At 72.1% G+C, this 23722-nt stretch carries 18 protein-coding genes; 11 read left to right on the forward strand and 7 right to left on the reverse strand.

Features of this window, described 5'->3' with window-relative positions; translation table 11 throughout:
• Positions 1-389 (forward strand): response regulator (locus tag D7X12_RS05655; protein WP_208718839.1); only part of this gene is annotated, 389 nt, incomplete at its 5' end.
• A 23-nt stretch (positions 390-412) separates the two neighbouring features.
• Positions 413-1387, forward strand: a complete 975-nt coding sequence (locus D7X12_RS05660; RefSeq protein WP_120624234.1) for an NADPH:quinone oxidoreductase family protein — start codon at positions 413-415, stop codon at positions 1385-1387.
• 18 nt (positions 1388-1405) lie between these two features.
• Here D7X12_RS05660 and D7X12_RS05665 read toward each other — a convergent pair whose 3' ends face one another.
• Positions 1406-1810, reverse strand: coding sequence for a hypothetical protein (locus tag D7X12_RS05665; protein ID WP_120624235.1), 405 nt, complete (start codon positions 1808-1810; stop codon positions 1406-1408).
• A 450-nt stretch (positions 1811-2260) separates the two neighbouring features.
• Between D7X12_RS05665 and D7X12_RS05670 the strand changes: the two genes are divergently transcribed.
• Positions 2261-5341 carry a non-ribosomal peptide synthetase gene (locus D7X12_RS05670; protein WP_158619972.1) on the forward strand — a complete coding sequence of 1027 codons (3081 nt, stop codon included), beginning with the start codon at positions 2261-2263 and terminating at the stop codon, positions 5339-5341.
• A gap of 15 nt (positions 5342-5356) precedes the next feature.
• Here D7X12_RS05670 and D7X12_RS05675 read toward each other — a convergent pair whose 3' ends face one another.
• On the reverse strand, positions 5357-6631 hold the full coding sequence (locus D7X12_RS05675) for an endonuclease/exonuclease/phosphatase family protein (protein WP_120624237.1): 1275 nt from the start codon (positions 6629-6631) through the stop codon (positions 5357-5359).
• 234 nt (positions 6632-6865) lie between these two features.
• Here D7X12_RS05675 and D7X12_RS05680 point away from each other — a divergent pair, with 234 nt between their 5' ends.
• Positions 6866-7996, forward strand: a complete 1131-nt coding sequence (locus D7X12_RS05680) for an XdhC family protein (RefSeq protein ID WP_120624238.1) — start codon at positions 6866-6868, stop codon at positions 7994-7996.
• A 28-nt stretch (positions 7997-8024) separates the two neighbouring features.
• The gene (locus D7X12_RS05685) at positions 8025-8591 is read left to right on the forward strand and encodes a nucleotidyltransferase family protein (protein WP_120624239.1); all 567 of its coding nucleotides are present in this window, start codon (positions 8025-8027) and stop codon (positions 8589-8591) included.
• Here D7X12_RS05685 and rpiA read toward each other — a convergent pair.
• The 4 genes from rpiA to D7X12_RS05705 all read right to left on the reverse strand — a co-directional run bounded on the left by rpiA (position 8584) and on the right by D7X12_RS05705 (position 12469).
• Positions 8584-9282 carry a ribose-5-phosphate isomerase RpiA gene (rpiA, locus tag D7X12_RS05690; RefSeq protein ID WP_120624240.1) on the reverse strand — a complete coding sequence of 233 codons (699 nt, stop codon included), beginning with the start codon at positions 9280-9282 and terminating at the stop codon, positions 8584-8586. The two genes, D7X12_RS05685 and rpiA, sit on opposite strands and share 8 nt — an antisense overlap.
• 26 nt (positions 9283-9308) lie before the next feature.
• Positions 9309-10508: an AI-2E family transporter gene (locus D7X12_RS05695; protein ID WP_120624241.1), complete on the reverse strand. Its 1200-nt coding sequence runs from the start codon at positions 10506-10508 to the stop codon at positions 9309-9311.
• A gap of 204 nt (positions 10509-10712) precedes the next feature.
• Positions 10713-11855: a TPM domain-containing protein gene (locus tag D7X12_RS05700; protein WP_158619973.1), complete on the reverse strand. Its 1143-nt coding sequence runs from the start codon at positions 11853-11855 to the stop codon at positions 10713-10715.
• Positions 11849-12469: a LemA family protein gene (locus D7X12_RS05705; protein ID WP_147443536.1), complete on the reverse strand. Its 621-nt coding sequence runs from the start codon at positions 12467-12469 to the stop codon at positions 11849-11851. The genes D7X12_RS05700 and D7X12_RS05705 overlap by 7 nt, the downstream gene beginning before the upstream one ends.
• 111 nt (positions 12470-12580) lie before the next feature.
• Here D7X12_RS05705 and D7X12_RS05710 point away from each other — a divergent pair, with 111 nt between their 5' ends.
• From D7X12_RS05710 to D7X12_RS05735, 6 genes are all read left to right on the forward strand, one after another.
• Entirely contained in the window at positions 12581-12952 is a 372-nt protein-coding gene (locus D7X12_RS05710; protein ID WP_120624244.1) for a VOC family protein, read from the forward strand.
• A gap of 161 nt (positions 12953-13113) precedes the next feature.
• Positions 13114-14439: a hypothetical protein gene (locus tag D7X12_RS05715; RefSeq protein WP_244224368.1), complete on the forward strand. Its 1326-nt coding sequence runs from the start codon at positions 13114-13116 to the stop codon at positions 14437-14439.
• 61 nt (positions 14440-14500) lie between these two features.
• Positions 14501-15436: a vWA domain-containing protein gene (locus tag D7X12_RS05720; protein WP_120624246.1), complete on the forward strand. Its 936-nt coding sequence runs from the start codon at positions 14501-14503 to the stop codon at positions 15434-15436.
• Positions 15436-16416, forward strand: coding sequence for a vWA domain-containing protein (locus tag D7X12_RS05725; protein ID WP_120624247.1), 981 nt, complete (start codon positions 15436-15438; stop codon positions 16414-16416). Before D7X12_RS05720 ends, D7X12_RS05725 begins: the two co-directional genes overlap by 1 nt.
• A gap of 18 nt (positions 16417-16434) precedes the next feature.
• Positions 16435-19170, forward strand: coding sequence for a heavy metal translocating P-type ATPase (locus D7X12_RS05730; protein WP_120624248.1), 2736 nt, complete (start codon positions 16435-16437; stop codon positions 19168-19170).
• Positions 19171-19314: 144 nt separating this feature from the next.
• Positions 19315-20727 (forward strand): L-serine ammonia-lyase, encoded by a 1413-nt coding sequence (locus D7X12_RS05735; protein WP_120624249.1) that lies wholly within the window; start codon positions 19315-19317, stop codon positions 20725-20727.
• A 41-nt stretch (positions 20728-20768) separates the two neighbouring features.
• Here D7X12_RS05735 and D7X12_RS05740 read toward each other — a convergent pair whose 3' ends face one another.
• Positions 20769-23600, reverse strand: coding sequence for a serine/threonine-protein kinase (locus D7X12_RS05740; RefSeq protein WP_120624250.1), 2832 nt, complete (start codon positions 23598-23600; stop codon positions 20769-20771).
• Positions 23601-23722: the final 122 nt, after the last annotated feature.

The raw sequence follows: 23722 nt of genomic DNA on the forward strand, positions 1-23722 counted from the left end.
CCCTGACACCCCGGCCCGGGAGGATCCTCATCGTGGATGACGAGCGGTCGTTCGGGGTGACCCTCCGCATGCTGCTGATGGACCTCCACGAGGTCGCCTACACCCCCCGCGCGAAGGAGGCCCTGGAGTGGATCCGCGAGGGGCGGCGCTACGACGCCATCCTCTGCGACCTGATGATGGCGGAGGTGACGGGGCGGCAGTTCCACGAGGCGCTCCGCGAGCACGCGCCCGAGCAGGCCCTGCGCATCATCTTCATGACGGGAGGCGCCTACACCCCCAGCTCCCGGGAGTTCGTGGAGCAGACGACCCTCCCCCTCATCACCAAGCCCTTCAAGCGCGAGGCGCTCGACCTGCTGCTGGTCCCCCTGCTTTCCGCGCGCATGCACTAGCGTCCGCGGCCAGGAGGCGACACATGCGCGCGTTGCAGCTTCAGAAGCTGACGGGGCCGGACGGCCTGGTGCTGGTGGACGTACCGGAGCCGGAGGCCGGGGACGGGGTGCTCATCGACGTGGTGACGGCCGGGGTGAGCTTCCCGGACCTGCTGCTCACCCACGGCCAGTACCAGATGAAGCCGGAGGTGCCCTTCGTGCCCGGGGTGGAGGTCGCGGGCCTGGTGCGCTCGGCGCCGCCGGGGAGCCGGTTCAAGGCCGGGGACCGCGTGATGGGGTTCTCCTTCACGCTGGGCGGCTTCGCGGAGGTGTGCGCGGTGGCGCCGGAGCTGACCTTCCCCATTCCGCAGGCGTGGAGCTTCGAGCAGGCCGCGGGCGTGGTGATGAACTACCACACGGCGCACTTCGCGCTGCACCGGCGGGGCCAGCTCCAGCAGGGGGAGACGGTGGTGGTGCACGGCGCGGCCGGCGGCGTGGGCACGGCGGCGGTGCAGGTGGCGAAGGGCGCGGGGGCGCGCGTGGTGGCGGTGGTGGGCGACGAGCGCAAGGCGGAGGTGGCGAAGCGCGCGGGCGCGGACGTCGTGCTCCTCTCCAAGGACTGGCAGGCCGGGGTGCGCGAGGCCACGGACGGCCGGGGCGCGGACGTGGTGTTGGACCCGGTGGGCGGGGACGTCTTCGACAAGAGCCTCAAGGTGCTCGCGCCCGAGGGCCGGCTCCTGGTGGTGGGCTTCGCCAGCGGACAGATTCCGTCGGTGGCGGTGAACCGGCTGCTCTTGCGCAACGTCTCCGTGGTGGGCGTGGCGTGGGGGGCCTTCCTCATGCAGGCGCCGGAGCTGACGGCCACCATCGCGAAGGACCTGGACGCGCTCGCGGCGCGCGGCGTCGTCCACCCCGTGGTGGGCAGCGTCTTCCCCCTGGAGGAAGGCGCGAAGGCGCTGCGCGAGCTGGAGTCGCGCACGGCCGTGGGGAAGGTCGTCCTGCGGGTGAAGGCCGGCTGAAGCCGCCGCGCGGGGACTTCAGCCCAGCTTGGAAGGAGTCCCCGCCTCGCGCTCCAGCACGTCAGCGGCGCGGGCGTCGCGGGGCAGCCCGAAGCGGGCGCGCGAGTGCATGAGCAACTGACCCGCGTAGACGCTGTCCGCCAGCGCCTCCGCGTAACGGCCATGGGCCTCGCACAGGCGGGCCCGCTCATCCACCAGGCGGGCGAGGATGCGCGCCTGCTCCGGGTGGGTGAAGAGGCCGACGACGGAGCGGGCATCGAAGCGCGCGAGCGTGTCGAACTCCATGCCCAGCGACGCCGTGCACGCGCCCCGGATGCGCTCCAGGCATCCGTCCCAGGAGGCCCGGGCGCGGATGATGTCCGGCACCGAGCGGCCAAGCTCCCGGACGGCGTTGAGCAGGAAGGCGTGACGTAGGACGGGCATCCGGAGTTCCACTACAGCCCAGCCGGCGTGAATCATCCAGGCGCTCCGTGCGGACCGGCCGTCCCGTCAGCGGGCGGGGTCCCACAGGGGGTGCGCCTCCACCCGACGGATCAAACCCCACCCACCCGCGCCCGGCGCGACGCGTGGTGGGCGCACGGTGTCACAGGAAAAAGACAGACACCGTCCCGCTCGCGAGGCGGCGCGGATCCGCTCCGCCCCAAAGATGTATCCGGGCAGGAACCCTGGGCCTCCCAAGGGGTTTTCGCGCCGGGTCCTCCGTTCGGGACGGGGGCGCGGCCGACCCAAGGGGTTGTGTCCTCGCGGCGCTATTCCACGCGACCCATGCGCGGTTCCTACGTATTGCGTCGGGGCTGGTTGTCTTTAGACTTTTCACACACGCATCCCCCCTCTGCGTGGCTCCAGGCTCGTTCTCCCTCAAGGAATGCCCCCATGGTCCTCCCGTCCGAGTTGCGTCTTCCCGCGACTGCCCAGCTCGTCTTCGGGACCACGGTGCTGAGACAACCGGAGCTGCTGCGGCAGGCAGCCCGGGTGGCGCGCCGGCTGCGCGCGGAGTGGAACGTGCAGCCGGGAGACCGCGTGGGGTTGATGGTGGTGCCCGGGCCGGAGGTCGTCCCGGCCATCCTCGGCATCTGGATGGTGGGCGCCGCCTACGTGCCGTTGGATCCGTTCCTCCCCGATGAGCGCCTGCTGCGCATCCTGCGCGACGCGGACCTGCGTGGGCTCGTCACACAGCGGATGCACCGGGTCTCCGTGGGCCTGTTGGAGACGTGGCTCGGTGCGCGACTGCCGTTCCTGGAGGCGGATGCTCCGTGCAGCGTGGAGGACGAAGACGCTGAGAGGGCGGAGGTCCCGGACGTCATCGACATGCCGCCGGAGCGCGCCGCCTACCTCATCTACACGTCCGGCAGCACGGGCGAGCCGAAGGGCGTGGTGTGCACCTTCCGGGGCCTGATCAACCTGGTGCGGGGCGTGGCGCCGCTGCTGGGGCTGGGGCCGGACACGCGGCACCTCCAGTTCGCCAGCATCAACTTCGACGCGTCCGTCTGGGAGGTGTTCCCCACGCTGTTCGCGGGGGGCACCGTCGTGCAGGGCTCGCGCGAGGACCTGCTGCCCGGCCGGCGCATGGCGGAGCACGTGCGCGCGCACCGGGTGACGCACCTGTGCCTGCCGCCGTCGGTGCTGGGACAGCTGGGGCCGCACGTGGACACGCTGCCGGACGTGGCGTGCGTGGTGATGGCGGGCGAGCGGTGCCCGGCGCCGCTCGCGGACCGGTGGCACGCGTCCGGCCGACGCGTCTTCAATGCCTACGGCCCCACGGAGGGCACCGTCTGCGCGTCCATGTACCGGGTGAAGGGTGGCGAGTCGCCGGTGCCCATCGGGCAGGCGCTGCCGGGCGTGCGCTTGCGCGTGGTGGGCCCTGACGGACGCGACGTCGCCGGGGGTGCGCCGGGCGAGGTGTGGATCGGTGGCGAGGGCGTGGCGGCGGGCTACCGCAACCAGCCCGAGCGCACGCGGGAGCGCTTCCCCCGGGATGAGGACGGCGCCGCGTGGTACCGCACCGGCGATGAGGCGGTGCGCCGCGCGGACGGGGCGCTCATGTTCCTGGGGCGGTTGGATCAACAGGTGAAGCTGCGCGGCTTCCGCATCGAGCTGGAGGCCATCGAGCAGGCGCTGTACGCGTTCCCGGGCGTCGCGCAGGCGGCGGCGAAGGTGTTCGAGCACACCGACGCGCAGGGCCAGACCACGGGACTTCTGGTGGCGTACCACAGCGCGCAAGAAGGCCATGCGGTGGCGCCCGATGCGCTGCGCGCGCACCTGGGCTCGGTGCTGCCGGACTACATGGTGCCGCACCGTTTCGTGGAACTGCCGCGCCTGCCGCTCACGCCCAACCTGGGCAAGGTGGACCGCCAGGCCCTGCTGGCGCCCGCGGACTGGACGGGCGCCTGGGCGTCCGAAGCCCCGACCGTGGCGACCGCCTCGAACGCCTCGAACGCCTCGAACGCCTCGAACGCCTCGAACGCCTCGAACGCCTCGACCGTGGCGACCGCCTCGCCCTTGGACCGGCTGTGTCGCGCCTTCGAGCGGGGCCTGCGCGCGGCGCCGGGCACCGTCACGCCGGGCACGCACTTCTTCCAGGCCGGCGGCGACTCGCTGGGCGTGGCGCACGTGCTGGCCCAGGTGGAGGAGGCCTTCGGGGTGTCGCTGCCGTCGCGCCGCGTGTACTCGCACCCGACGCCCCTGGCGCTGCTGCCCTTCTGCGAGGCGGGCACCGGCCCGGCCGACCTGGATGCCCGGAGCGTGCGCGCCACGCTGCTCACCGACGCGCGCTCGCTGCCCCTGCCCCCCGTGACGGCGCCGGGGCTCCCCGCGCCGCTGCCGCGTACGCTGTTGCTCACGGGGGCCACGGGCTTCCTCGGCATCCACCTGCTGGCCGCGCTGGCACCGCGCGTGGAGCGCATCCACTGCCTGGTGCGAGCGCGCGACGCGGCGGAGGCGGGCGCGCGGATCCGCGCCACCGCGCGCAGGTACGGCGTGAACCTGACCTGGGGTGACGGGCGCATCCAGGCGGTGGCGGGCGACATCACCCGGACGCGGCTGGGCCTGGAGCCCTCCGTGCATGACGCGCTCGCGCTCCAGTGCGACGCGGTGGTGCACGCCGCCGCGAGCATCAGCTACATCCTGCCGTACGCGGACGCGGGCCGCCCCAACGTCACCGGCACGCAGCAGGTGCTGGCCTTCTGCGCGCACGCCCGCGTGAAGCCCCTGCACCACGTGTCCTCGCTCAGCGTCCACGGCGCGGTGGGCACGCTCCTGGGCGTGGAGGAGGTGGGCGAGGCCTTCTCCCTGGAGCGCTCGCTGGACCTGATGGCGTACGAGAACGGCTACACGCGGGCCAAGTGGGTCGCGGAGCGCATCGCCACCGACGCTCGCGCCAGCGGCCTGCCCGTGAGCGTCTACCGGCCGGGCTTCATCCAGGGCGACAGCCGCACCGGCATCGGCAACGAGGACGACATGCTGTGCCGGCTGCTGGTGGGCAACGCGCAGCTGGGCCTGTCGCCGGATCTCCCGGACAAGTACTGGCTGCCGGTGCCGGTGGACTACGTAGCGAACGCCACCGCGCACCTGGTGCTCACGCAGCCCGCCGGTGGCACCTACAACCTCAGCCCGGAGCGCGAACAGGAGCCCGGGCACAACGCCCTGTTCGACATGCTGGGCACGCACGGGCACCCGGTGCGGCGCGTGGCGCCCGCGGTGTGGCTCCGGGAGCTTTCGCGGGTGGGGCCGGACAACGCCCTCTTCCCGCTGGTCGCCTTCCTGCGGGAGAAGGTCTACCACGGCACGCGCACGGTGCTGGAGCTGCACCACCGCACGCCGCGCGTCCGGACCGACCACACCCGCGCCGCGCTGGCCGGCACCGACATCCATTGTCCGGACATCGATGCGGCCCTCGTCGGCCGTTACGTGCGGTTCCTGTTCGCACGCCACCGCGACGCGGCACGGGCCGCGTAGCGGTGGGGCGGGCCGTCAGCTCGAACGGGGCGGCAGCACGGTCCGGCCCGGCCCATCGGTGAAGCGGTAGTGGGCCACCACGGGCTGGTGGTCCGAGGACTCCGTGGAACGGTCCACCTCGAAGAGGACGGGCGCCAGGGTGCGCGTCGCGTAGAAGTTGTCGAAGCGCTTGCCCGTGGCGTGCACCACGCCGTGGCTGTCCGGCAGCGAGGTGAGCGTGGCGCAGTCCGCGACGTCCTGGAGGCGCAGCCACGCGGGGCTGCCCTTCGGCACGTGGCCCGCGGCCAGCTCCGCGCGCGCGTGCTGGGGCGTCGTCAGCGAGTGGTCCGCCAGGCGCACCCGCACCGTCGCCGCATGGCACACCGTCTCCGGCAGCTCCTCTTCCAGCACGTGCAGCTCATGGCGCAGGCGCGGATCCGCGATGTTGCCCACGCCCCGGTCCCCCACGGTGACGTGTTGGAGGTCCCCGTAGCGCAGCCGGTACTCCTCGATGGTGTCCGTGTCGTTGTCCTGCCGCGGGTGCAGGTGCGCCATCAGCCAGGAGCCGCCGCGCTTGATGGCGGTGTTGGCGTTGAAGTCCCCCATCACCACCGCGGCCGTGCCCTCGCGCTGGCGCAGCAGCGTGTTGAGCTGGCGCAGGTTGAGCGCGTTGATGCCGGGGTCTCCCAGCGCGTGGTGCAGGTTGTAGAGATAGAGGGGGTGTCCCTCCACCTCCAGCTTCATCCACAGCACGCCCCGGTCCTCCACCAGTTCCCCCGCCTGGCCCTGGCGGTGGATGGCCTCCTGGCGCTCGGCGTCGGAGAGGACGTAGGTGAAGTGCGCGGCGTCCACGATGGGGTGGCGCGTCAGGTACGCCTTGCCGTTCACCAGCCGCCCGCCGTTGTCCCCGTCGCTGCCCTGGTACACCAGGTGGAAGCCGAAGCGGGACGCGAGCATCACCGACATGGGCACGCCCGCCTCCTGCAGGCCGATGACGTCCGGCATGCGGGCCTGGGCCTCCAGCTGCGTGAAGTACTCGAGCAGCGCCTCCTGGCGCTCGCCCCCCATGAGGATGTTGTAGCTCATCACCGTGAGGCCCGGCCCCCGGTGCGCACGCGGCGCCGGGTGGTGCACGATGAAGGTGCGCCCGTCTCCCAGCCGACGCTCGCTCGTGGGCAGCGGCACGGACTTGAAGTCCGGCAGCGTGAGGGTGGGGTCACGTCTGGGCATGACGGCCCCCTGCCCGCTCGGCTTGCGACCGAGCAGGTGCCCCACCGCCGGCAGGTGCTCCAGCAGTTCGGGCATCTTCATACCGGCCTCCCCTGCCCCAGCCGCTGACGCCGGAGTGCGCTTTCGGGCGTGAGGAGAGACCGCTGTCGAGCGTCATGCCGTGGCACTGATGATTCCACCGAACCTCCATCCCAGGTGTCCTCCGCTCAAGGTCGTGGCGAAGCGGCCGGTATGCCAGCGTCCCGCGAGCGGCAAGGGGTCGGCTGGACGCCTGCCCTGCGTGCGCGGGGCCTGGGTGTTAAAGATGGGCGGGCCATGAGGGAACTCGACGACATCCTCCGCGCTCGCGAGCGCGCCTCCGGACCGGTGGTGCTGGCCACGGTGGTGGCGGTGTCCGGCTCGTCGTACCGCCGCCCCGGCGCGCGCATGTTGATGGGCGGGGATGGATGGCTCGCGGGGGGCGTGAGCGGCGGGTGCCTGGAAGGGGACCTCGTGCGCAAGGCCTTCTTCTGGACGTCGGACGGGCCGCGCGTGCTGCGCTACGACACCACCGGCGACACCGCCGAGGACGAGGGCGGCCTGACGTTCGCGCTCGGGTGCAACGGCGTGGTGGACATCCTGCTGGAGCGCTGGGAGCCGGGCGCCCCAAGCTCCCCAAGCTCTGGCGACGCGCTCACCTTCGCGGCCGACGCACGCCAGCAGTCGCTGCGCGCCGTCATCGCCACCGTGTACCGGGGGCCTGCGGAGGCCGTGGGTTCGCGGTGCATGCTGCGCGAGGACGGCGTGGAGGCGGGCAACCTCACGGGCCCCCTGCGCGAGTCGGTGCGCGCAGCGGCGACCGAGGCGCTCGTGCGCGGCGTGCCGTGGAGCGGCGCGTGCGGCGGCGCGGAGGTGCTGGTGGAGGTGGTGGAGCCTGCGCCTCCGGTGGTGGTGTTCGGCGCTGGCTTCGACGTGGCGCCCGTCGTGTCGCGTGCACAGGGACTGGGCTGGCACCTCACGGTGGTGGCGGACCGTCCGGTGGAGCTGCTGCGCCGCAGGTTTCCGCAGGCCCAGGCGTGCATCGCGTCGCGCTCCACGGAGGTGCTGCAGAAGGTGCCGTTGTCCGCGCGCAGCCTCGTGCTGGTGATGACGCACAGCCTGCCGCAGGACCGGGAGCTGCTGGCGCGACTGGTGCCGCTGCCGGTGCGCTACCTGGGCGTGCTCGGCCCCCGCGCCCGGACCGAGCGCATCCTGCGGGAGCTGCCGCAGGCCCCCACCCCCGCGCAGTTGGAGAAGCTGCATGCGCCCATGGGGTTGGACCTGGGCGCGGAGGGGGCGGACGAGATCGCCCTGTCCATCCTCGCGGAGGTGCAGACGGTGCTCGCGGGACGTGACGGCGGACGGCTGCGGGAGCGGCAGGCACCCATCCACGCGGAGGCCGCCGCGCCCGAGCGCAGGTCGGCCTGACGGCGCGCGTGCCTCAAGGGAGACGGACATGACCGTGGGCGTGGTGCTGCTCGCCGCTGGGGGCTCGTCGCGGCTGGGCCAGCCCAAACAACTCCTGCGCCATCAGGGCACGTCGTTGGTGCGGCGCGCGGCGGAGGCGGCCGTCGCCGTGGGGCCGGTGGTCGTCGTGCTCGGGGCGCGGCGCGAGGACATCGCGGCGGAGCTGCACGGGCTCACCGTGCGGTGCGTGGACAACCCGGACTGGGCGCGGGGCCAGGGCTCCTCCCTGCGCGTGGGCCTGCGCGCCCTGCCCCCGGACGTGGACGGCGCCGTGCTGATGCTCTGTGATCAGCTCCGCGTGGACGCGGCCCACCTGCGCGCGCTCGTCGCCACGTTCGAGCGCACACACGCGCCCATCATCGCCTCCGCCTACGCGGGCACCCGGGGCGTGCCCGCCCTCTTCGCCCGCGCCCTCTTCCCGGAGCTGGACGCGCTCCCGCCCACGGACGGCGCGCGGAAGCTCATCGCCCGCGACCCGTCGCGCGTGGTGGAGGTGCCGCTGCCCGGTGGCGAGGAGGACGTGGACACCGTGCAGGACCTCTCACGGCTCACCTGACGCGATGGGTGATGCCGTCCGGCCCTGCCACCACGAGGTCGGTGGTCAGGTTCAGGAACAGGCCGTGCGCCATCACCCCGGCGCGGGACTCCAACTTCGCGGCCAGCCCCGCCGCGTCGTGGAGCGGACCGAAGTCACAGTCCAGCACCAGGTTGCCTTGATCCGTCTGGAACGGTGCTCCGTCCAGCGCCAGGCGCACCGTCACGCGCGCCCCCAGTGACTCCAGGAACAACGACTGCGAACGCCAGCCGAACGGGAGCACCTCCACGGGCACCGGCCACTTCGTGCCCAGCCTGGGTGACAGCTTGGGCGCGTCCACGATGATGACCTCGCGCCGGCTGGCCTGGGCCACGACCTTTTCGCGCAGCAGCGCGCCGCCTCCGCCCTTGATGAGCGACAGGTCGGGGGCCACCTCGTCCGCGCCGTCGATGGTGAGGTCCACCACCGGGTGCACATCCAGCGTGGTGAGCGGCATGCCCAGCGACGTGGCCAGCGCTTCGGTCGCGCGCGAGGTGGGCACCCCCACCACGTCCTTCAGCGTCCCATCCGCCAGCCGCGCCGCGAGCTTCCGCACCGCGAACGCGGTCGTGCTGCCCGTGCCCAGCCCCACCACCATGCCGGACTGGATGAAGTCCACCGCGCGCTCGGCCGCCGCGCGCTTGAAGGACACGGCGCTCTCATCGGAAGGCATGGGGGACTCCGGTCAGGGGTCGCGGCTCAGTGCGGCGACCCAGGATGCCCGCCAGGATGCCCGGAGTTCGCCGGAGGCGCACCTCGCGTGTCACTGCCCCGCGGGGCAAGCGGACCGGCCAATAGTGCCTCATCCGCGTTGCGGTGCGGAGAAGGCGCCCCGGTGGCGAGCCGGTGCTCCCGCTTCCACGTCTTGCGCCGCTCCCGCTGCACCTCCGTCAGCAGCACCTGCGCCGCGGCCCCCGCGGGGACCGCGAGGATGACGCCCAAAAGCCCCGCCACGGAGCCGCCCACCAGGGCGACCAGCGAGATGAGCAGCGGGTTCATCTTGATGGCGCGCCGCTGCACCAGCGGGCTGAGCAGGTGCGATTCAATCTGCTGGTAGACCATGAACGCCGCCAGCGCGATGAGCGCGCGCCGGGAGCCCACCGACGCCAGCGTGGTGACGCTCACGAGCAGCGCGGTGATGACGCTGCCGATGTACGGGATGAGCCCCAGCACCATGGCCACCAGCCCGAGCGGCAGGAAGTACGGCACGCCCAGCGCCAGCGACATCAGCGCCGTGAAGGCGCCGCCCACGCTGACGATGAGCAGCGTGCCGACGAGGTAGTTGCCCACCGCCTCGCGCATCCGGCCCACCACCCGGCGCACGCGGGCGCGACCCCGGGGGCGCACCCAGCCCAGGATGCTCTCGTAGAGGTCCTGGCCGAACAGCAGCCCGAACACCGCCAGCGCCAGCACGGTGATGCCCGCGCCCATCAACTCCACCGTGGACGACAGCACGGTGATGAGCGGCCGGGCCAGCAGACCGGCCTCGATGTTGAACGCGTCCTGAGGGTGCGACAGCACGCCGGTGTGCTCATCCAGCTTCTTGAGCCACGGCACCTGGCTCAGCTCCGAGAAGAAGCCCGGCGCCGCGCGCACCAGGTTCTCCAGTTGCTGCACCAGCAGCGGCACCAGCGTGAAGATGAGCAGGCCGGTGACGCCCAACAGCGTCAGCGCGATGAGCGCCACGCCCAGGCCCCGGGGCAGCCCCCAGGACTGCAACCGGCGCACGACGGGCTCCGCCGCGAGCCCCAAGAGCAGCGCCACCGCGAGCAGCGTGAGCACGGGCCCCAGGCGTTGCAGCGCCGTGCCCAGCAGCACCAGCAGCACCACCTGGACGCCCACCGACCACACGGTCCGGGGCGGCACGTAGACGGGCACCCCTCTGCGCGAAGCCTTCATGACCTCAAGGTAGGGAGTGCCCCCCAAGCAGGCGATGGGGCCTCGAAAGCAGCCCTCTTCCTGTCACGTGCTGGACGTTGCCCCGCGGTCGGAGGCCGTTGAAGCAGGCAGGCAGGCCGCCTCTCCACCCTCCCAGTCCCTGAAGACACCACGGGCGTACGGGTCGATGGGCCATCCGCCCGTATGGACCTTGAGCAAGGCGACCTACCAGGAGTCGCTGCTGCCGCCGCCACCCGAGGAGCCGCCCCCGCCGCTCCAGTCCGACGAGGAGGAGCTGGAGGAGTCGCTGCTGGAAGACGAAGAAGAGGAGTCGTAGCTCGACGACGAGCTGGAACTCCAACCCGTCGAGGACGAAGAGGAGCTGGAGCCCCAGGACACCGAGACCTCCCTGGACCAGGAGCCGCCCTGGCGCGACAGCCGCCGGATCCCCTTCACCACGAGCACGAGCCCAGCGGGGCCCAGGAAGATGAAGAGGGAAGGGATGCCGGCGATCAACAACAGGTCCCCCACGGTTTCGGTTCCCTGCTGCAGGACCGCCACCCCCAGCGTGGACCCCAGGACCGTGGAGCCCAGGAGGATCACGCCCAGCGCCCACTGCTCTCGCCAGCACGCGAACCACCCGGCGAAGAACACGGCCAGCATCCCGCCATACCCGAGGACGATGGAGACCGCGCTCAACTGGGAGGACGCCGCGACCGCGACGAGCACGGCCGGAGGAAGGGCCACCAGCAGCGCCGCCGCGCCCGCGAGGCGGGGGCCCTTCAGGCCCACGGCCAGGCATCGGACCCCCAATCCCGCCGCCACGAAGGCCGCTGCGAGCATCGCGTAGAAGAGCGCGCGCACGGCCTGCGGCGGCCAGGAGTTCGCGGGCGGCGACAACGGCCCCGCCTCCGGAACCTGCTCGTGGACTCCCGCGATGATGGACAGCAGTGCGTCCGCGATGCGGCCCTTGCCCAGCAGCGGCCCCTGCGCGTGCAGCAACGTCTTGGTTTCACCGTCCGTCAGGTACGGCTCCAGGCCGTAACCCACCTCCAGGCGCGAGCGTCGGTCGCCCTTCGCGATGACGAGCAGCAGGCCGTTGTCCCGGCCCGCGTCGCCGCCCTTCCAGGCGCTGAAGACCTCGTGCGCGAAGTCCTCGATGGGCTGACCGTCCGTGGTGTCCACGAGCAGCACCGCCATCTGCACCTGGCGCTCGGCTCGCAGCTTCACCAGGGCCTGCGCCACGCTTTCCATCTCCTGCGCGCTCAACAGCCCCTGCGGATCCGTGACGGGCCGGGTGATGGAGGGAACGGAGCCCAGGACCAGCGTAGGCAGCAGCAGCAGCGACAACAGGACGGCCTTCACCATGTGGAGACCTCCGAGGACAGCGGTAGGACGTGCGGCAGGCCGGTCAGGCGCACCACCCATCCAGTGGGGAAGGACGCCGCGGAGGCGTTGTAGTCCGCGGCCCGTTCGTCATAGCGGCGCTGTTCGATGGCCACGCGGTTGTCCGCGCCGGACAGCTCCGCGTCGCGCGAAAGGCCCGGGGTGAGCGTGTCCTGGCGTGCGCGCAGGGACTCGCGGCGCTCCACCACGTTGCGCACCTGCGCCCGCTGCCGCGCGACGTCCGACAGCGTGGAGGTAAGGCCGTTGCGCACGACGAGCCCCGACACGGCCAGCAGCCCCAGGACGGCCGCGCCCACCCACGCGCTCCGGCGCAACCGCACGCGGCGCAGCCGGGCGTGTCGCTCCTGCACCTGGGCCTCGCGCGCCTGCTCCTCGCGGCGACGTGCGAGCGCCTCCAGCGCCTGGTCCACGTAGCGCGCGGGGATGTCCAGCTCCTCGCCAATCTTGCGCACGTCGTCCGGGGTGAGCGTGTCCGGCGCGGCGTCCTTCTGCATCAGCCGCGTGGCGGTGGCGATGAGCTCGTTGACGTCGTCGTAGGCCACGTCCGTGCCGCTGCGCATCTGCTCCGGTCGCAACCGTCCCCCACTGCCCATGGACGCGACGATATGCGATTCCCCTCACACAGGGTACGGGAGGCCCGGTTGCACTTGGCGCACGTCCACCGACCTGGGCAGACTGCCGCGCCCATGGACAAGCCCCAGACGATGCGGTCGTTCGTGAAGCTGCTGGTGACGGATGCTCCGGCCTCCGTATGCTTCTATGAAGGCCTCGGCTTCGAACGCATCGCGTCGGTGCCCCCCATCGTCCGCCTCCAGTGGGGCGGCGAGTCGGACGTGTACCTCATCAGCCCGCCCGCGGGCCTGAAGCTGGAGGGCCGCAAGGGCCTGGGCGTGCTCGTGGGCTTCCATGCGGGCGAGGCCGGCGTGGACGCGGTGGCCCAGAAGGCGCTCGCGCTGGGCGCCCCGGTGGAGGGGCCCACGGTGCAACCCTGGTACACGCGGGAGATCATCGTCACCGACCCGGACGGCTACCGGCTCAACTTCATCGAGCCGGGCTGAGCCGGGCTGGGCGCCGGGTCCGCGCCGCCCCTTTCGTCCCGCGCCCTGCCCGCTTAAGGCCCGCGGAACGAACGATGGAAACGCCGCCGCTTCCCGGACGCCGGGCCGCAGCCCCTCCCCTTGATTGCCCCGGCGGCTTGCGCCAGCCTGTCGCGGCCTCCGTGAGCACTCCCCGCTACTTCGTTCCCCATGCCGCCAGCCCGGCGGAGCCCGTGCCGTGCGATGCCGCGGAGGTCGTCCACGTGGTGGACGCGTTCCGCCTGGAGCCCGCGTACCTGGGCGAGTCCGAGTGGTTCGTCTGCACCGACGTCGTGGGTCAGCTCCAACTCATCCCAGGCAGCGACCGCGCGAGGCTGCCCGCGTCCGTGCAGGCGCAGCTCGCGCACCACGAGGTCGCCGCCGGACGTCCCCCGCGCCGGCTGGCCGCGACGGAGCTGTTCTTCTTCTCCGCGGAGATGGTGGAGCACCCCGCCGACGCCGAGGGCTTCAACGACCCCGTCTACCTCTACGGCACGCTGACGGGCCCGTGGCCGGGCAACGCGGTGATGCGCGTGCCCGGACAGCTCACCGTGAGCCGCGGCGACGTGCTCGCGGGCTTCACCCATGGCGCCCAGGATGCGTTCCGCTACGTGAAGGACGCGGAGAGCCGTGATGCCCCCAGCGCCTACCATGCGCTGTTGCCGGGCGACCGCGCGGAGCACCTGGCCCAGGGCCGGGGCCTCGTCCTCACCTACCCCGCCGTCCCCGCCGAGCTGCAGGCGAACAACGTCTCCAACGGCGCCCAGGTCGCGAACGTGCTGCACGCGGTGCTCGTCCAGTTGCAGGAGGACGCGCGCGCGCACAACGGGCCCCAGGCCATCGCGGAGCTGGACCTGCCCGTCGCCAGCCGCGCCATGGCCATCGCGGAGCTGGAGGTGAAGGGCTTCGAGGTGAAGGGCGACATCGCCATCCCGCGCCCCACGAAGGGCGGGCTGGTGGGGAAGCTCGCGGGCTGGTTGCAGAGCGAAGAGGTGCGCGTGCCGCGCGAGGCGCCGCTGCCCGAGTTCCTGGAGCTGTCGCGCAGCATCCTCGCGCTGCTGCCGGGCTGGCCCACCGAGACGGAGCGCACGCTGCGCGCCCACGTGCTCGCGGGCAAGCTGTCACCGGGCACGCCCGTGCACCGCGTGTCGCCGCCTCGCGCGCCCCAGCCGCCCGCCGCCCTTCCGCCGCGCCTGCCCACGCCGCCCGCGCGCTCCAGCGACTGGATGAACGACTTCCTGGACGCCCACGCCCGCCCGGGCGCAGCGAAGCCGCGCATCACGCAGATGAAGCCGCAGGCCGCGCCGCGTCCGGCCCCGGTACCGGCGAAGCCGCCGTCGTCGAAGGCCGCATGGCAGTCGGACTTCGCGGCCAACCCGCCCGCCCGTCCGGCCCCCAAGCAGCAGGAGAAGAAGGCGCCCGTCACGCCCGGCAAGAAGCCGGACTGGATGAACGACTTCGAAGATTGACCGCCCGTTGCGACGCTCGCACTCGGAGCGCTAGCGTTTTCACCCTCCAGAAAGGCAGACCATGGGACACGAGAAGCCGATCGAGCCGTTTTCGGACCTGCACCGCGAAGGCGACCGCGTGCGCGCGGTGCTGCTGCACGACCCCACGGTGGAGGGCCTGGACATGGCCATCTACATGGACGCGTCCGGCAGCATGAAGGAGGAGTACAAGTACGAGCAGCCCCAGCGCACCTTCCTGGAGTGGATCCGCGGCGCGCCGCTGAAGGACCCGGCGAACCAGGTGGAGCCGCAGGTGCGGTGGATGCTGGAGTACCTGGCCACCAAGGACCGCAACGGCCTCCTGCGCGTGGCGTACTGGGCCAGCGGCACCAACGGCCGTCAGGTGGAGGTCGTCGGTGAGCTGAAGGGCACCGACGTGAAGCAGTACAAGTTCCCTGGCGCCAAGCAGCTGGGCGGCTTCACGTACCTGGAGCCCGCGCTGCGCGACTACGTGTCGTACCTGGAGCAGCAGGTGAAGGTGGGGGCGAAGCGCGGCTGCGCCATCATCGTCACCGACGGCCGGCTCCACGACGCGGAGGCGGTGGAGAAGTTCTCCGCCGAGGTCGCGAAGAAGGTCGCCACCGGCAAGCTGCCGCGCATCAACTTCGTGCTGGTGGGCGTGGGCGACGACATCGACGAGGAGCAGCTGGAGCACATCGCGCACGAGGAGTACCCGGGCGTCGGGCACCTGTGGTGCCACCGCATCGCCAAGGAGATCACCCAGGTCGCGGAGCTGGTCGCCGTGCTGGTGGACGAGACGATGACCGTCGCCGCCGGCGGCACCATCTACGACGACAAGGGCACGGTGCTGAAGACGTACGAGGGCCGCCTCCCTGCCGTGCTGGAGTTCGACGTCCCCGAGGGCGCGAAGAGCTTCACGCTGGAGGTGTCCGGCCAGCGCTACACCCAGCCGCTGCCCGACGAAGAGCACCACGAAGAAGAAGAGGACCACCACTGATGGCCGGCCACGAAGTCATCAACCGCCCCTTCTCCGACGTGCACCGGATGGGGAACAAGGTCGTCGCCACGCTCCTGCACGACCCCACGGTGGAGGGCCTGGACGTGGCCCTCTACATGGACGGCTCCGCCAGCATGGAGAACGCGTACGGGCCGCGCGGCATCCTGGCGAAGCTCGCCCCGGTGAAGAACCAGGTCGAGCCGCAGATGCAGTGGATGCTGGAGTACCTGGCCAACAAGGACCGGGACGGCAAGGTGCGCGTCACCTACTGGGCCGCGGGCGACGGCACCCAGCTGGAGATGGTGGGCGACCTCACCGGCCCCCAGGCCAAGGGCTACCGCTTCCCCGGTCCGCGCTCCTACGGCAAGGCCACCGTGATGCTGCCCGTGCTCCGCGACTTCGTGGCGCACATCAAGCAGCAGGTGAGCGAAGGCGCCAAGCGCGGGCTCGCGGTCATCATCACGGACTCGCAGATCAACGACGCCCATGACGTGACGGCCTACGCCACCCAGGTGGCCAAGGAGATCGCCTCCGGCCGGCTGCCCCGCATCAACTTCGTGTTCATGGGCGTGGGCGAGCAGGTGGACGAGGAGCAGATGGAGGAGATCTCCCACACCACCTATCCGGGCGTGGGCCACCTCTGGTGCCACCGCATCGCGGACCGCATGGAGGAGATGGCGGAGCTCGTCGCCGTGCTGGTGGACGAGACGATGACCGTCGCGGCCGGCGGCACCGTCTACGACGAGCAGGGCAAGGTGCTGAAGACGTACGAGGGCCGGCTCCCCGCGGTGCTGGAGTTCGAGGTGCCGCCCACGTGCAAGAGCTTCACCCTGGAGGTCGCCGGTCAGCGCTTCGACCAGCCCGTCCCCGAGGAGCATGGGGACGAGGACCATGAGGACGAGGACGAAGACCACAAGGCCGAGGCCCCGCCTCCAGCCGCAGCAGCGCCCTCGCATTCACGCCGCGGACACCGCCACTAGGGCGTCAGGACACAAGCCATGTCGGAGCAGAAGAAGAGCGGGTCGCGGTTTGGCACGTTGAACCTCAAGGGCCTCAAGGAGACGCAAGGCAGCGGCAACGCCGTGCAGCTCCACGTCCACGGTCCGGGGTGCAACCACGACCACGCGGGCCATGATCATGCCGGCCATGATCATGCCGGCCACAACCATGCCGGTCATGACCACGGGCACGCGCACGCACATGGCGACGCCCACGTGCACGGCCCCTCCTGCTCCCATGGCCACGATCATGATCACCACGGGCATGACCACCACGGCCATGCCCACTCCCAGCGCGTCATCCGTCCGCCGGCCCACCGTCCGGCGGAAGGGGGCGGCTCGGCGCTCCAGTTGGACCTGGAGGGCACGCTGCCGGGAGAGACGGACGAACAGGGCCGCTTCGCGCGACTGGAGGCGGCGCTGGAGTCCCAGCGGGGCATCACCGACGTGCACCTGCGCCGCGACGCGGGCCACGCGGAGGTGTGCATCCACTACCAGCCGTCGCTGGTGAGCGCCTCGCAGCTCGTGACGCTCGCGCAGCAGATGGGCGGACAGGTGGCGTCGCGCTACCTGCACCACACCTGGTTCGTGCGCGGGATGGACTCCGCGAACGCGGCCGAGGTCATCGAGCACGCGGTGACCCGGATGCCGGGCGTGCTCACCGCCAGCGTCGCGTACGCGAGCGAGCGCCTGGTCATCGAGTACGACAAGGAGGAGCTGAAGCTGCCGGAGGTGGAGGCCCGGGTGAAGAAGCTCGGGTATGGGCTGGAGGTGCCCATGGCGGGCCATGCCTGCTCGCACCACGCGCACGGCGGAGGACTGGCCCCGCTGCTGGAGCTGCCCCTGGTGGTCGCCGCGGGCGTGCTGCTGGTGGCGGGCTTCGTGGTGGACCACTTCGCGCTGGCCCCGCCGCTGGTCGCCACGGTGCTCTGGGCCCTGTCGATGGCGAGCGGTGGCTTCTTCGCCATCAAGGGCTCGGTGCAGTCCATCGCGCAGCTGCGCATCGACATCGAGACGATGATGGTCGTGGCGGCGGTGGGCGCGGCCGTGCTCGGCGCCTGGTTCGAGGGCGCGTTCCTGCTCTTCCTCTTCAGCGCGGGCCACGCGCTGGAGCACCGGGCCATGGAGAAGGCGCGCCGCTCCATTGAAGCGCTGGGCCAGCTGCGTCCGGAGGTGGCGCGCGTGCGCCGGGGCTCGGAGGTGGTGGAGGTGCCGGTGGCGGACGTGGCGCGCGGCGAGCTCATCGTCGTGCGTCCCGGCGACCGCGTGCCCCTGGACGGCATCATCCGCGAGGGCAAGAGTTCGCTGGACCAGGCGGCCATCACCGGGGAGTCCATGCCGGTGGCGCGCAAGCCCGGCGACGAGGTGTTCTCCGGCACCATCAACTGCGAGGCGGCGCTGGAGGTGGAGGTGACGCGCCTGTCGTCGGAGTCGGTGCTGGCGCGCGTGGTGGACATGGTGGCGCAGGCGGAGGCGCAGAAGGGCAAGCGGCAGCGCTTCGCCCAGCGCCTGGAGCGCACCGTGGCGCCGCTGGTGATGGTGGCGGCGGTGGTGTTCCCCGTGGTGCTGGTGCTGACGGGCACGGACGTGAAGGAAGCGGTGCTGCGCGCGGTGGGGCTGCTCGTGGCCGCGTCGCCGTGCGCGCTCGCCATCTCCACGCCGTCCGCGGTGCTCTCCGCCGTGGCGGCCGCGGCGCGCGGCGGCGTCCTCATCAAGGGTGGCATCTACCTGGAGCTGCTCAGCGGCATCCGCGCCATCGCCTTCGACAAGACGGGCACGCTCACCGTGGGGCGGCCCCGGCTGCTCACCACCTGGGCCGCGCCGGGCGTGACGCGCGAGGAGTTGCTCGGCACCGCCGCGAGCGTGGAGGCACTGTCCGCGCACCCGCTGGCCAAGGCGGTGGTGGACGGCGCCGCCGAGGCGCGCGTCACCGTGCCGGTGGGCCGCGACCTGGAGGCCATCCACGGCCAGGGCATCCGCGCGAAGGTGGGCGACGACGCGGTGGACGTGGGCAGCCTGGCGCTCTTCGCGGGCGAGACGGTCCCCCCGGACGTCTCCGCGGAGGTGACGCGGCTGGAGGAGGCGGGCCAGACGACGATGGTGGTGCGCCGCGCGGGCCGCTACCTGGGCGTGCTGGGCGTGGCGGACACGCTGCGGGGCGGCGCACGTCAGGTGGTGCAGGACCTCAAGGCGGGCGGCATCGAGCGCACGGTGATGCTGTCGGGTGACAACGCGCGCGTGGCCCAGTCCATCGCCACGCAGGTGGGCCTGGACGAGGCGAAGGCTCCGCTGATGCCCGCGGACAAGGTCACCGCCGTGAAGGAGATGGGCCGCACCCACGCGGTGGCCATGGTGGGCGACGGCGTCAACGACGCGCCCGCGCTGGCCGCCGCCGCAGTGGGCGTGGCCATGGGCGGCGCCGGCTCCGACGCGGCGCTGGAGACGGCGGACGTGGTGCTGATGAGCGACGACCTGGCGAAGCTGCCCTTCGCGCTGGAGCTGTCGCGCAAGGCCACGGCCGTGATGAAGCAGAACCTGGTCATCGCGCTGGGCGTCAGCGCCGTGCTCGTCGTCGCCGCCGTGCTGGGCCTGACGAAGATCAGCCAGGCCGTCGTGCTGCATGAAGGCAGCACGCTGGTCGTCGTGTTCAACGGCCTGCGCCTGCTCGCCTACCGGCCGAAGACGCAGGCCCCGCCGCCCCAGCCGGCCACGGGGCCGCAGCCCGCCGCCGGTTAGTGTCCTGACGCCCTAGCCAGCCCGCGTCATGCTTGGGATGGCAACTTCCCAAGCGGCCGGGCTGACCTGAAATGGATGTACGCAGCGCGTCGCGACGGTGTGGAGACAGGTGCCGCGCGTTGGACATGGCATGGTGGTGCAGCCATGTCCGTCAGCGTCTTCGACCTCTTCAAGATTGGTATCGGTCCCTCCAGTTCCCACACCGTGGGGCCCATGCGCGCCGCGCGCATGTTCGTGGTGGGGCTCGCGGATGCGGGCCTCCTGGAGCGCGTGACGCGGCTGAAGGTGGAGCTGTTCGGCTCCCTGGGCGCGACGGGCAAGGGCCACGGCAGCGACAAGGCGGTGCTCCTGGGCCTGCGCGGTGAGACGCCCGAGGACGTGAACGTGGAGCAGGCGGCGTCGCTCGTCTCGCACTGGCGCGTGGAGGGGCGCGTGTCGCTGCTCCAGCGGCTGGTCATCCCCTTCCGCGACGGCGAGCACCTGGTGATGCACAAGCGCAAGGTGCTGCCCTACCACCCCAACGGCATGCGCTTCACCGCGTTCAACGAGGGCGGGGAGACGCTGGCGTCGCGCCTGTACTACTCCGTGGGCGGCGGCTTCGTGGTGGACGAGCAGGCGGCGGCGGGACAGGACCCGCTGCGCGAGGAGCCGCTCCGGCTGCCCCTGCCCTTCAAGTCCGCGGAGGAGCTGCTCGCGCACTGCGAGCGCGAGCGGCAGCCCATCAGCACGGTGATGCTGCGCAACGAGCTGGTGTCGCACAGCGAGGAGGACATCCGCGCGCGGCTGTTGCGCATCTGGGACGTGATGCAGGCGTGCGTGGTGCGCGGGTGCACGACGGGCGGCATCCTCCCCGGCGGCCTCAAGGTGGAGCGCCGCGCGGCGGCGATGTACCAGCGGCTCATGAGCCGGCCGGAAGCGGGGCTCACCAATCCGCTGACGGTGCTGGACTGGGTGAACCTGTACGCGCTCGCGGTGAACGAGGAGAACGCGGCGGGCGGGCGCGTCGTCACCGCGCCCACCAATGGCGCGGCGGGCATCATCCCCGCGGTGCTGCACTACTACTGGCGCTTCGTGCCGGGGGCGAACGCGGACGGCGTGGTGCGCTTCCTGCTCACGGCGGGCGCCATTGGCGCGCTCTACAAGGAGAACGCCTCCATCAGCGGCGCGGAGGTGGGCTGCCAGGGCGAGGTGGGCAGCGCGTGCTCCATGGCCGCGGGCGCGCTCACGGAGGTGCTGGGCGGCACGCCGCTCCAGGTGGAGAACGCGGCGGAGATCGCCATGGAGCACAACCTGGGCCTCACCTGCGACCCCATTGGCGGGCTGGTGCAGGTGCCGTGCATCGAGCGCAACGCGATGGCGTCCGTGAAGGCCATCAACGCCATGCGCATGGCGATGTCCGGCGACGGGCGGCACTTCGTCAGCCTGGACAAGGTCATCAAGACGATGCGCGACACCGGCCGCGACATGAAGGACAAGTACAAGGAGACCTCGCGCGGAGGCCTCGCGGTGAACGTCCTGGAGGTCGCGAACCTCAGCGTCGGCCTGCCGGAGTGCTGAGGCTCACGAAACCTTCGAGGTCTTGAGGCCTACCCCGGGGCCTACCGACGACGCTTGCCGCGCACCGCTGACACCGGGACGACCTTCGCCGCGGGCGCGGGCCGGGCCTGGAGCCAGGCCTCCACCGCCTTCGCCTGCTCCGCGCGGCCCGCGGACGTGAAGCGCGCCTGCGCCTGCGCCGCCGCGTCGCGCGCCTCCTGCTCCTCGCCTTCCTGCCACAGCGCCTGGGCGAGCGCGAAGCCGGACTCGCCCAGCGAGTCCTCCTGCGCGTCCTTGAACGTCAGCGCCTGCTTCAGCGGCGCCACCGCGTCGTGCGTGCGGCCCATGCCCAAGAGCGCCTGCCCCACGCCGTCCAGCGAGTACTGGAGCAGTTCGTCCTCCGGCCCCAGCTTCGCCTGCTTCACGGCGAGCGCCTCCTCGTAGTCCTTGAGCGCCTCCGGGTAGCGCTTGAGCGCGAGCAGGCTCATGCCCTCCTCGTCCAGCGCCTCCGCCAGCTTCACGTGCGCGGGCCCCAGCAGCGTGCGGTGGATGGAGACGGACACCCTCGCGTGCTCCAGCGCGCCGGCGAAGTCCTTCTGCTCGCGCAGCGCCATGGACAGCGCCTGGTGCCGCCGCGCGGTGTCCAGGTGCACGGGCCCCAGCGCTCCTTCCGTCTGCTGGAGCGCGTCCTTCAGCACCTTCACGGCCTCCGCGGACGCGCCCGTCTCCAGCAGCGTGCGCCCCAGCGTGAACGTCACGCGCGCCCGCTTGGGGTGCCCTTCCGGCAGCGCCTTCGCGAGCAAACCGGACGCCTTCTCCAGCAGGGCGCGCGCCTCGTCGGGGTGGTCCTGCATCAGCGCCAGGTTCGCCTGGTTCACCTTCAGGTCGCTCTCCAGCACCGGGTCCCCGCCCAGGCGCTGGAGCGTCGCGTTGCCCAGCCGGCCCCAGCGCTGGGCCAGCTCGTACTTCTCCCGCTCGCCGTCCACGTAGAGGAGCTTGTTCATCACGGACACGGCCAGCCGGTCCGCGCGGCCGGCCTCCGCGTCATAGACGGCCTGCTCCAGCACCGCGCCGCCCGCGACCTTGTCGCCCAGCGCCGCCTGCGCCCAGCCGAGGTGGAAGCGCAGCTCCGCCACCAGCGGCAGGTAGCCCGTCGCCACCACGCGCGCCTCCGCCTGCTTCGCCAGCTCCAGGGCCTTGGGTAGGCGGCTCGTGTCGATGCGCGCCTTCACCTCCGCCAGCTGGCCTTCCAGTGCGTCCAGCTCCGCGCGCTTCGCGGGGTCCGCGGGCCGGGGCTGCACCTCCGACAGGGCCTCCACGTCCGCGCAGTCCCCCGGAGCGGGCAGCGCGTAGGCCGCGTCCAGCGCCTTGTCCACGAGCGCCGCGTCCGCCGTCTGGAGCGTGCCCACGAGCGCGCCCAGGTCCTTGCGCCGCCGCTCCAGGCACACGAAGCGCTGGGACAGGAGCGCCTCCGTCTGCACCTCGCGCACCCGCGTGTCCTCGCACGCGGTGGTGTGCTGCTTCGCCCACTCCGCGCCGTAGCCGTCCAGCACGTCCCCCACCCGGCGGGCCATGTCCTGGGCCACCGGGCTCTTCGTCGCGAGGAAGGCCTGCGTCACCTTCTCACGGGCCTCCGCGCCCCAGCGCTCCGACACCAGCGCTTCCGCGCCGGCGCACGCCTGCGAGCGCGACCACACCACTCCGCCCGCCACGCCCAGCACCACGGAGGCCGCCACCGCCGCGCCCACGCGCCGGTTGCGCAGGGCCCGCCGCTCGCGCTGCCCCAGCGCGTCCAGCAGCGCCTCCATGGAGCGGAAGCGGTCCCGAGGCTCCAACGAGAGGCCCTTCATCAGCGCGCGGCGCACCCAGCCGGGCACCTTCGTGTCCTTGGGCGGCTCCAGGATGGGCGACGGCGGCAGCACCTGCACCGCCGCGGCCTGCGTCACGCCCGGGTCCCCGTCCTCCAGCGGCCCGCCCTGGGGCCGCATCTGCGAGGCAACCCGCGACAGCTCGTCCGGGTCGAAGGGGCGGATGCCATACAACGCGCGGTACAGCGCCGCGCAGAAGCTGAATTGATCCGAGCGCGAGTCCAGCAGCTCCCCGCGGAACTGCTCCGGCGACATATAGGCGGGCGTCCCCATCACCAGCCCCGCCTGCGTCAGCTGCGAGTCGAGCAGCGACTCGTCCCGCACGGGCCGCGGCCGCTCGCGGACGTCGACGTCGCCGTCCTCCTCGTCGTCGTCCACCTCGCCCATGGGCCGCGCGAGGCCGAAGTCGGTGACGTAGACGCGCCCGTCCTTGCCCACCAGCACGTTGGCCGGCTTGAAGTCGCGGTGCACCAGCCCCGCCACGTGGGCGGCCTCCAGGCCCCGGCCCGCCGCCAGGTACTTGTCCAAGAGCTCCTGCCACGTCCGGGGCCGCGCCTTCGTCCAGTCCCGCAGCGTGCCGCCGTCCACCAGCGCCATCGCCACGTAGATCTGGCTGTCCCACTGCCCCACCTCGAAGACGGGGATGACGTTGGGGTGGGAGATGCGCGCCATGGCCTGCGCCTCGCGCAACAGCCGCGCCCGCCCCTGCTCCAGGTCCTCGTGGCCGCCCTTCACCCGCAGGAGCTTCAGCGCCACCTTGCGGTCCAGGTCCGGATCATAGGCGGCGTACACCACCCCCATGCCCCCCTGCCCCAGCACCTTCAGCGGCAGGAAGCGGCCCACCTGCCGCGACGACAGCCGCTGCGACTCGCGGCCCGCGCCCACCGAGGGCGTGCTCTCCGACTCCCGCCGCCCCGTCCCAGCCGCGCCACCGCGACCCGTACCGTAGGATTCCCGCGAGGCTGAAACGCGCGGTGCGGAGCCGGGGGCCGAAGCCCCGTCATCCCTGTCATTCCGGTTCGCCATGGGTCCAGTGTACCCCTCATTCTTGGATCCCCTGTTTCTCTGCCCGGACGCCTGCCCGGTTGCGTCGGAAATCACGCGCTCTCTTCAGATCCTGGAATTCGGACGCAACCTCCGGAGTCGTC

Origin of the sequence: Corallococcus sicarius (assembly GCF_003611735.1) — a bacterium.
GTDB classification, from domain to species: Bacteria; Myxococcota; Myxococcia; order Myxococcales; family Myxococcaceae; genus Corallococcus; species Corallococcus sicarius.

Coding starts and splice junctions, on each gene's coding strand:
- D7X12_RS05660 (WP_120624234.1), top strand. CDS start 413: ATGCGCGCGTTGCAGCTTCAGAAGCTGACGGGGCCGGACGGCCTGGTG.
- D7X12_RS05665 (WP_120624235.1), bottom strand. CDS start 1,810: ATGCCCGTCCTACGTCACGCCTTCCTGCTCAACGCCGTCCGGGAGCTT.
- D7X12_RS05670 (WP_158619972.1), top strand. CDS start 2,261: ATGGTCCTCCCGTCCGAGTTGCGTCTTCCCGCGACTGCCCAGCTCGTC.
- D7X12_RS05675 (WP_120624237.1), bottom strand. CDS start 6,631: ATGAAGATGCCCGAACTGCTGGAGCACCTGCCGGCGGTGGGGCACCTG.
- D7X12_RS05680 (WP_120624238.1), top strand. CDS start 6,866: ATGAGGGAACTCGACGACATCCTCCGCGCTCGCGAGCGCGCCTCCGGA.
- D7X12_RS05685 (WP_120624239.1), top strand. CDS start 8,025: ATGACCGTGGGCGTGGTGCTGCTCGCCGCTGGGGGCTCGTCGCGGCTG.
- rpiA (WP_120624240.1), bottom strand. CDS start 9,282: ATGCCTTCCGATGAGAGCGCCGTGTCCTTCAAGCGCGCGGCGGCCGAG.
- D7X12_RS05695 (WP_120624241.1), bottom strand. CDS start 10,508: ATGAAGGCTTCGCGCAGAGGGGTGCCCGTCTACGTGCCGCCCCGGACC.
- D7X12_RS05700 (WP_158619973.1), bottom strand. CDS start 11,855: ATGGTGAAGGCCGTCCTGTTGTCGCTGCTGCTGCTGCCTACGCTGGTC.
- D7X12_RS05710 (WP_120624244.1), top strand. CDS start 12,581: ATGGACAAGCCCCAGACGATGCGGTCGTTCGTGAAGCTGCTGGTGACG.
- D7X12_RS05720 (WP_120624246.1), top strand. CDS start 14,501: ATGGGACACGAGAAGCCGATCGAGCCGTTTTCGGACCTGCACCGCGAA.
- D7X12_RS05725 (WP_120624247.1), top strand. CDS start 15,436: ATGGCCGGCCACGAAGTCATCAACCGCCCCTTCTCCGACGTGCACCGG.
- D7X12_RS05730 (WP_120624248.1), top strand. CDS start 16,435: ATGTCGGAGCAGAAGAAGAGCGGGTCGCGGTTTGGCACGTTGAACCTC.
- D7X12_RS05735 (WP_120624249.1), top strand. CDS start 19,315: ATGTCCGTCAGCGTCTTCGACCTCTTCAAGATTGGTATCGGTCCCTCC.
- D7X12_RS05740 (WP_120624250.1), bottom strand. CDS start 23,600: ATGGCGAACCGGAATGACAGGGATGACGGGGCTTCGGCCCCCGGCTCC.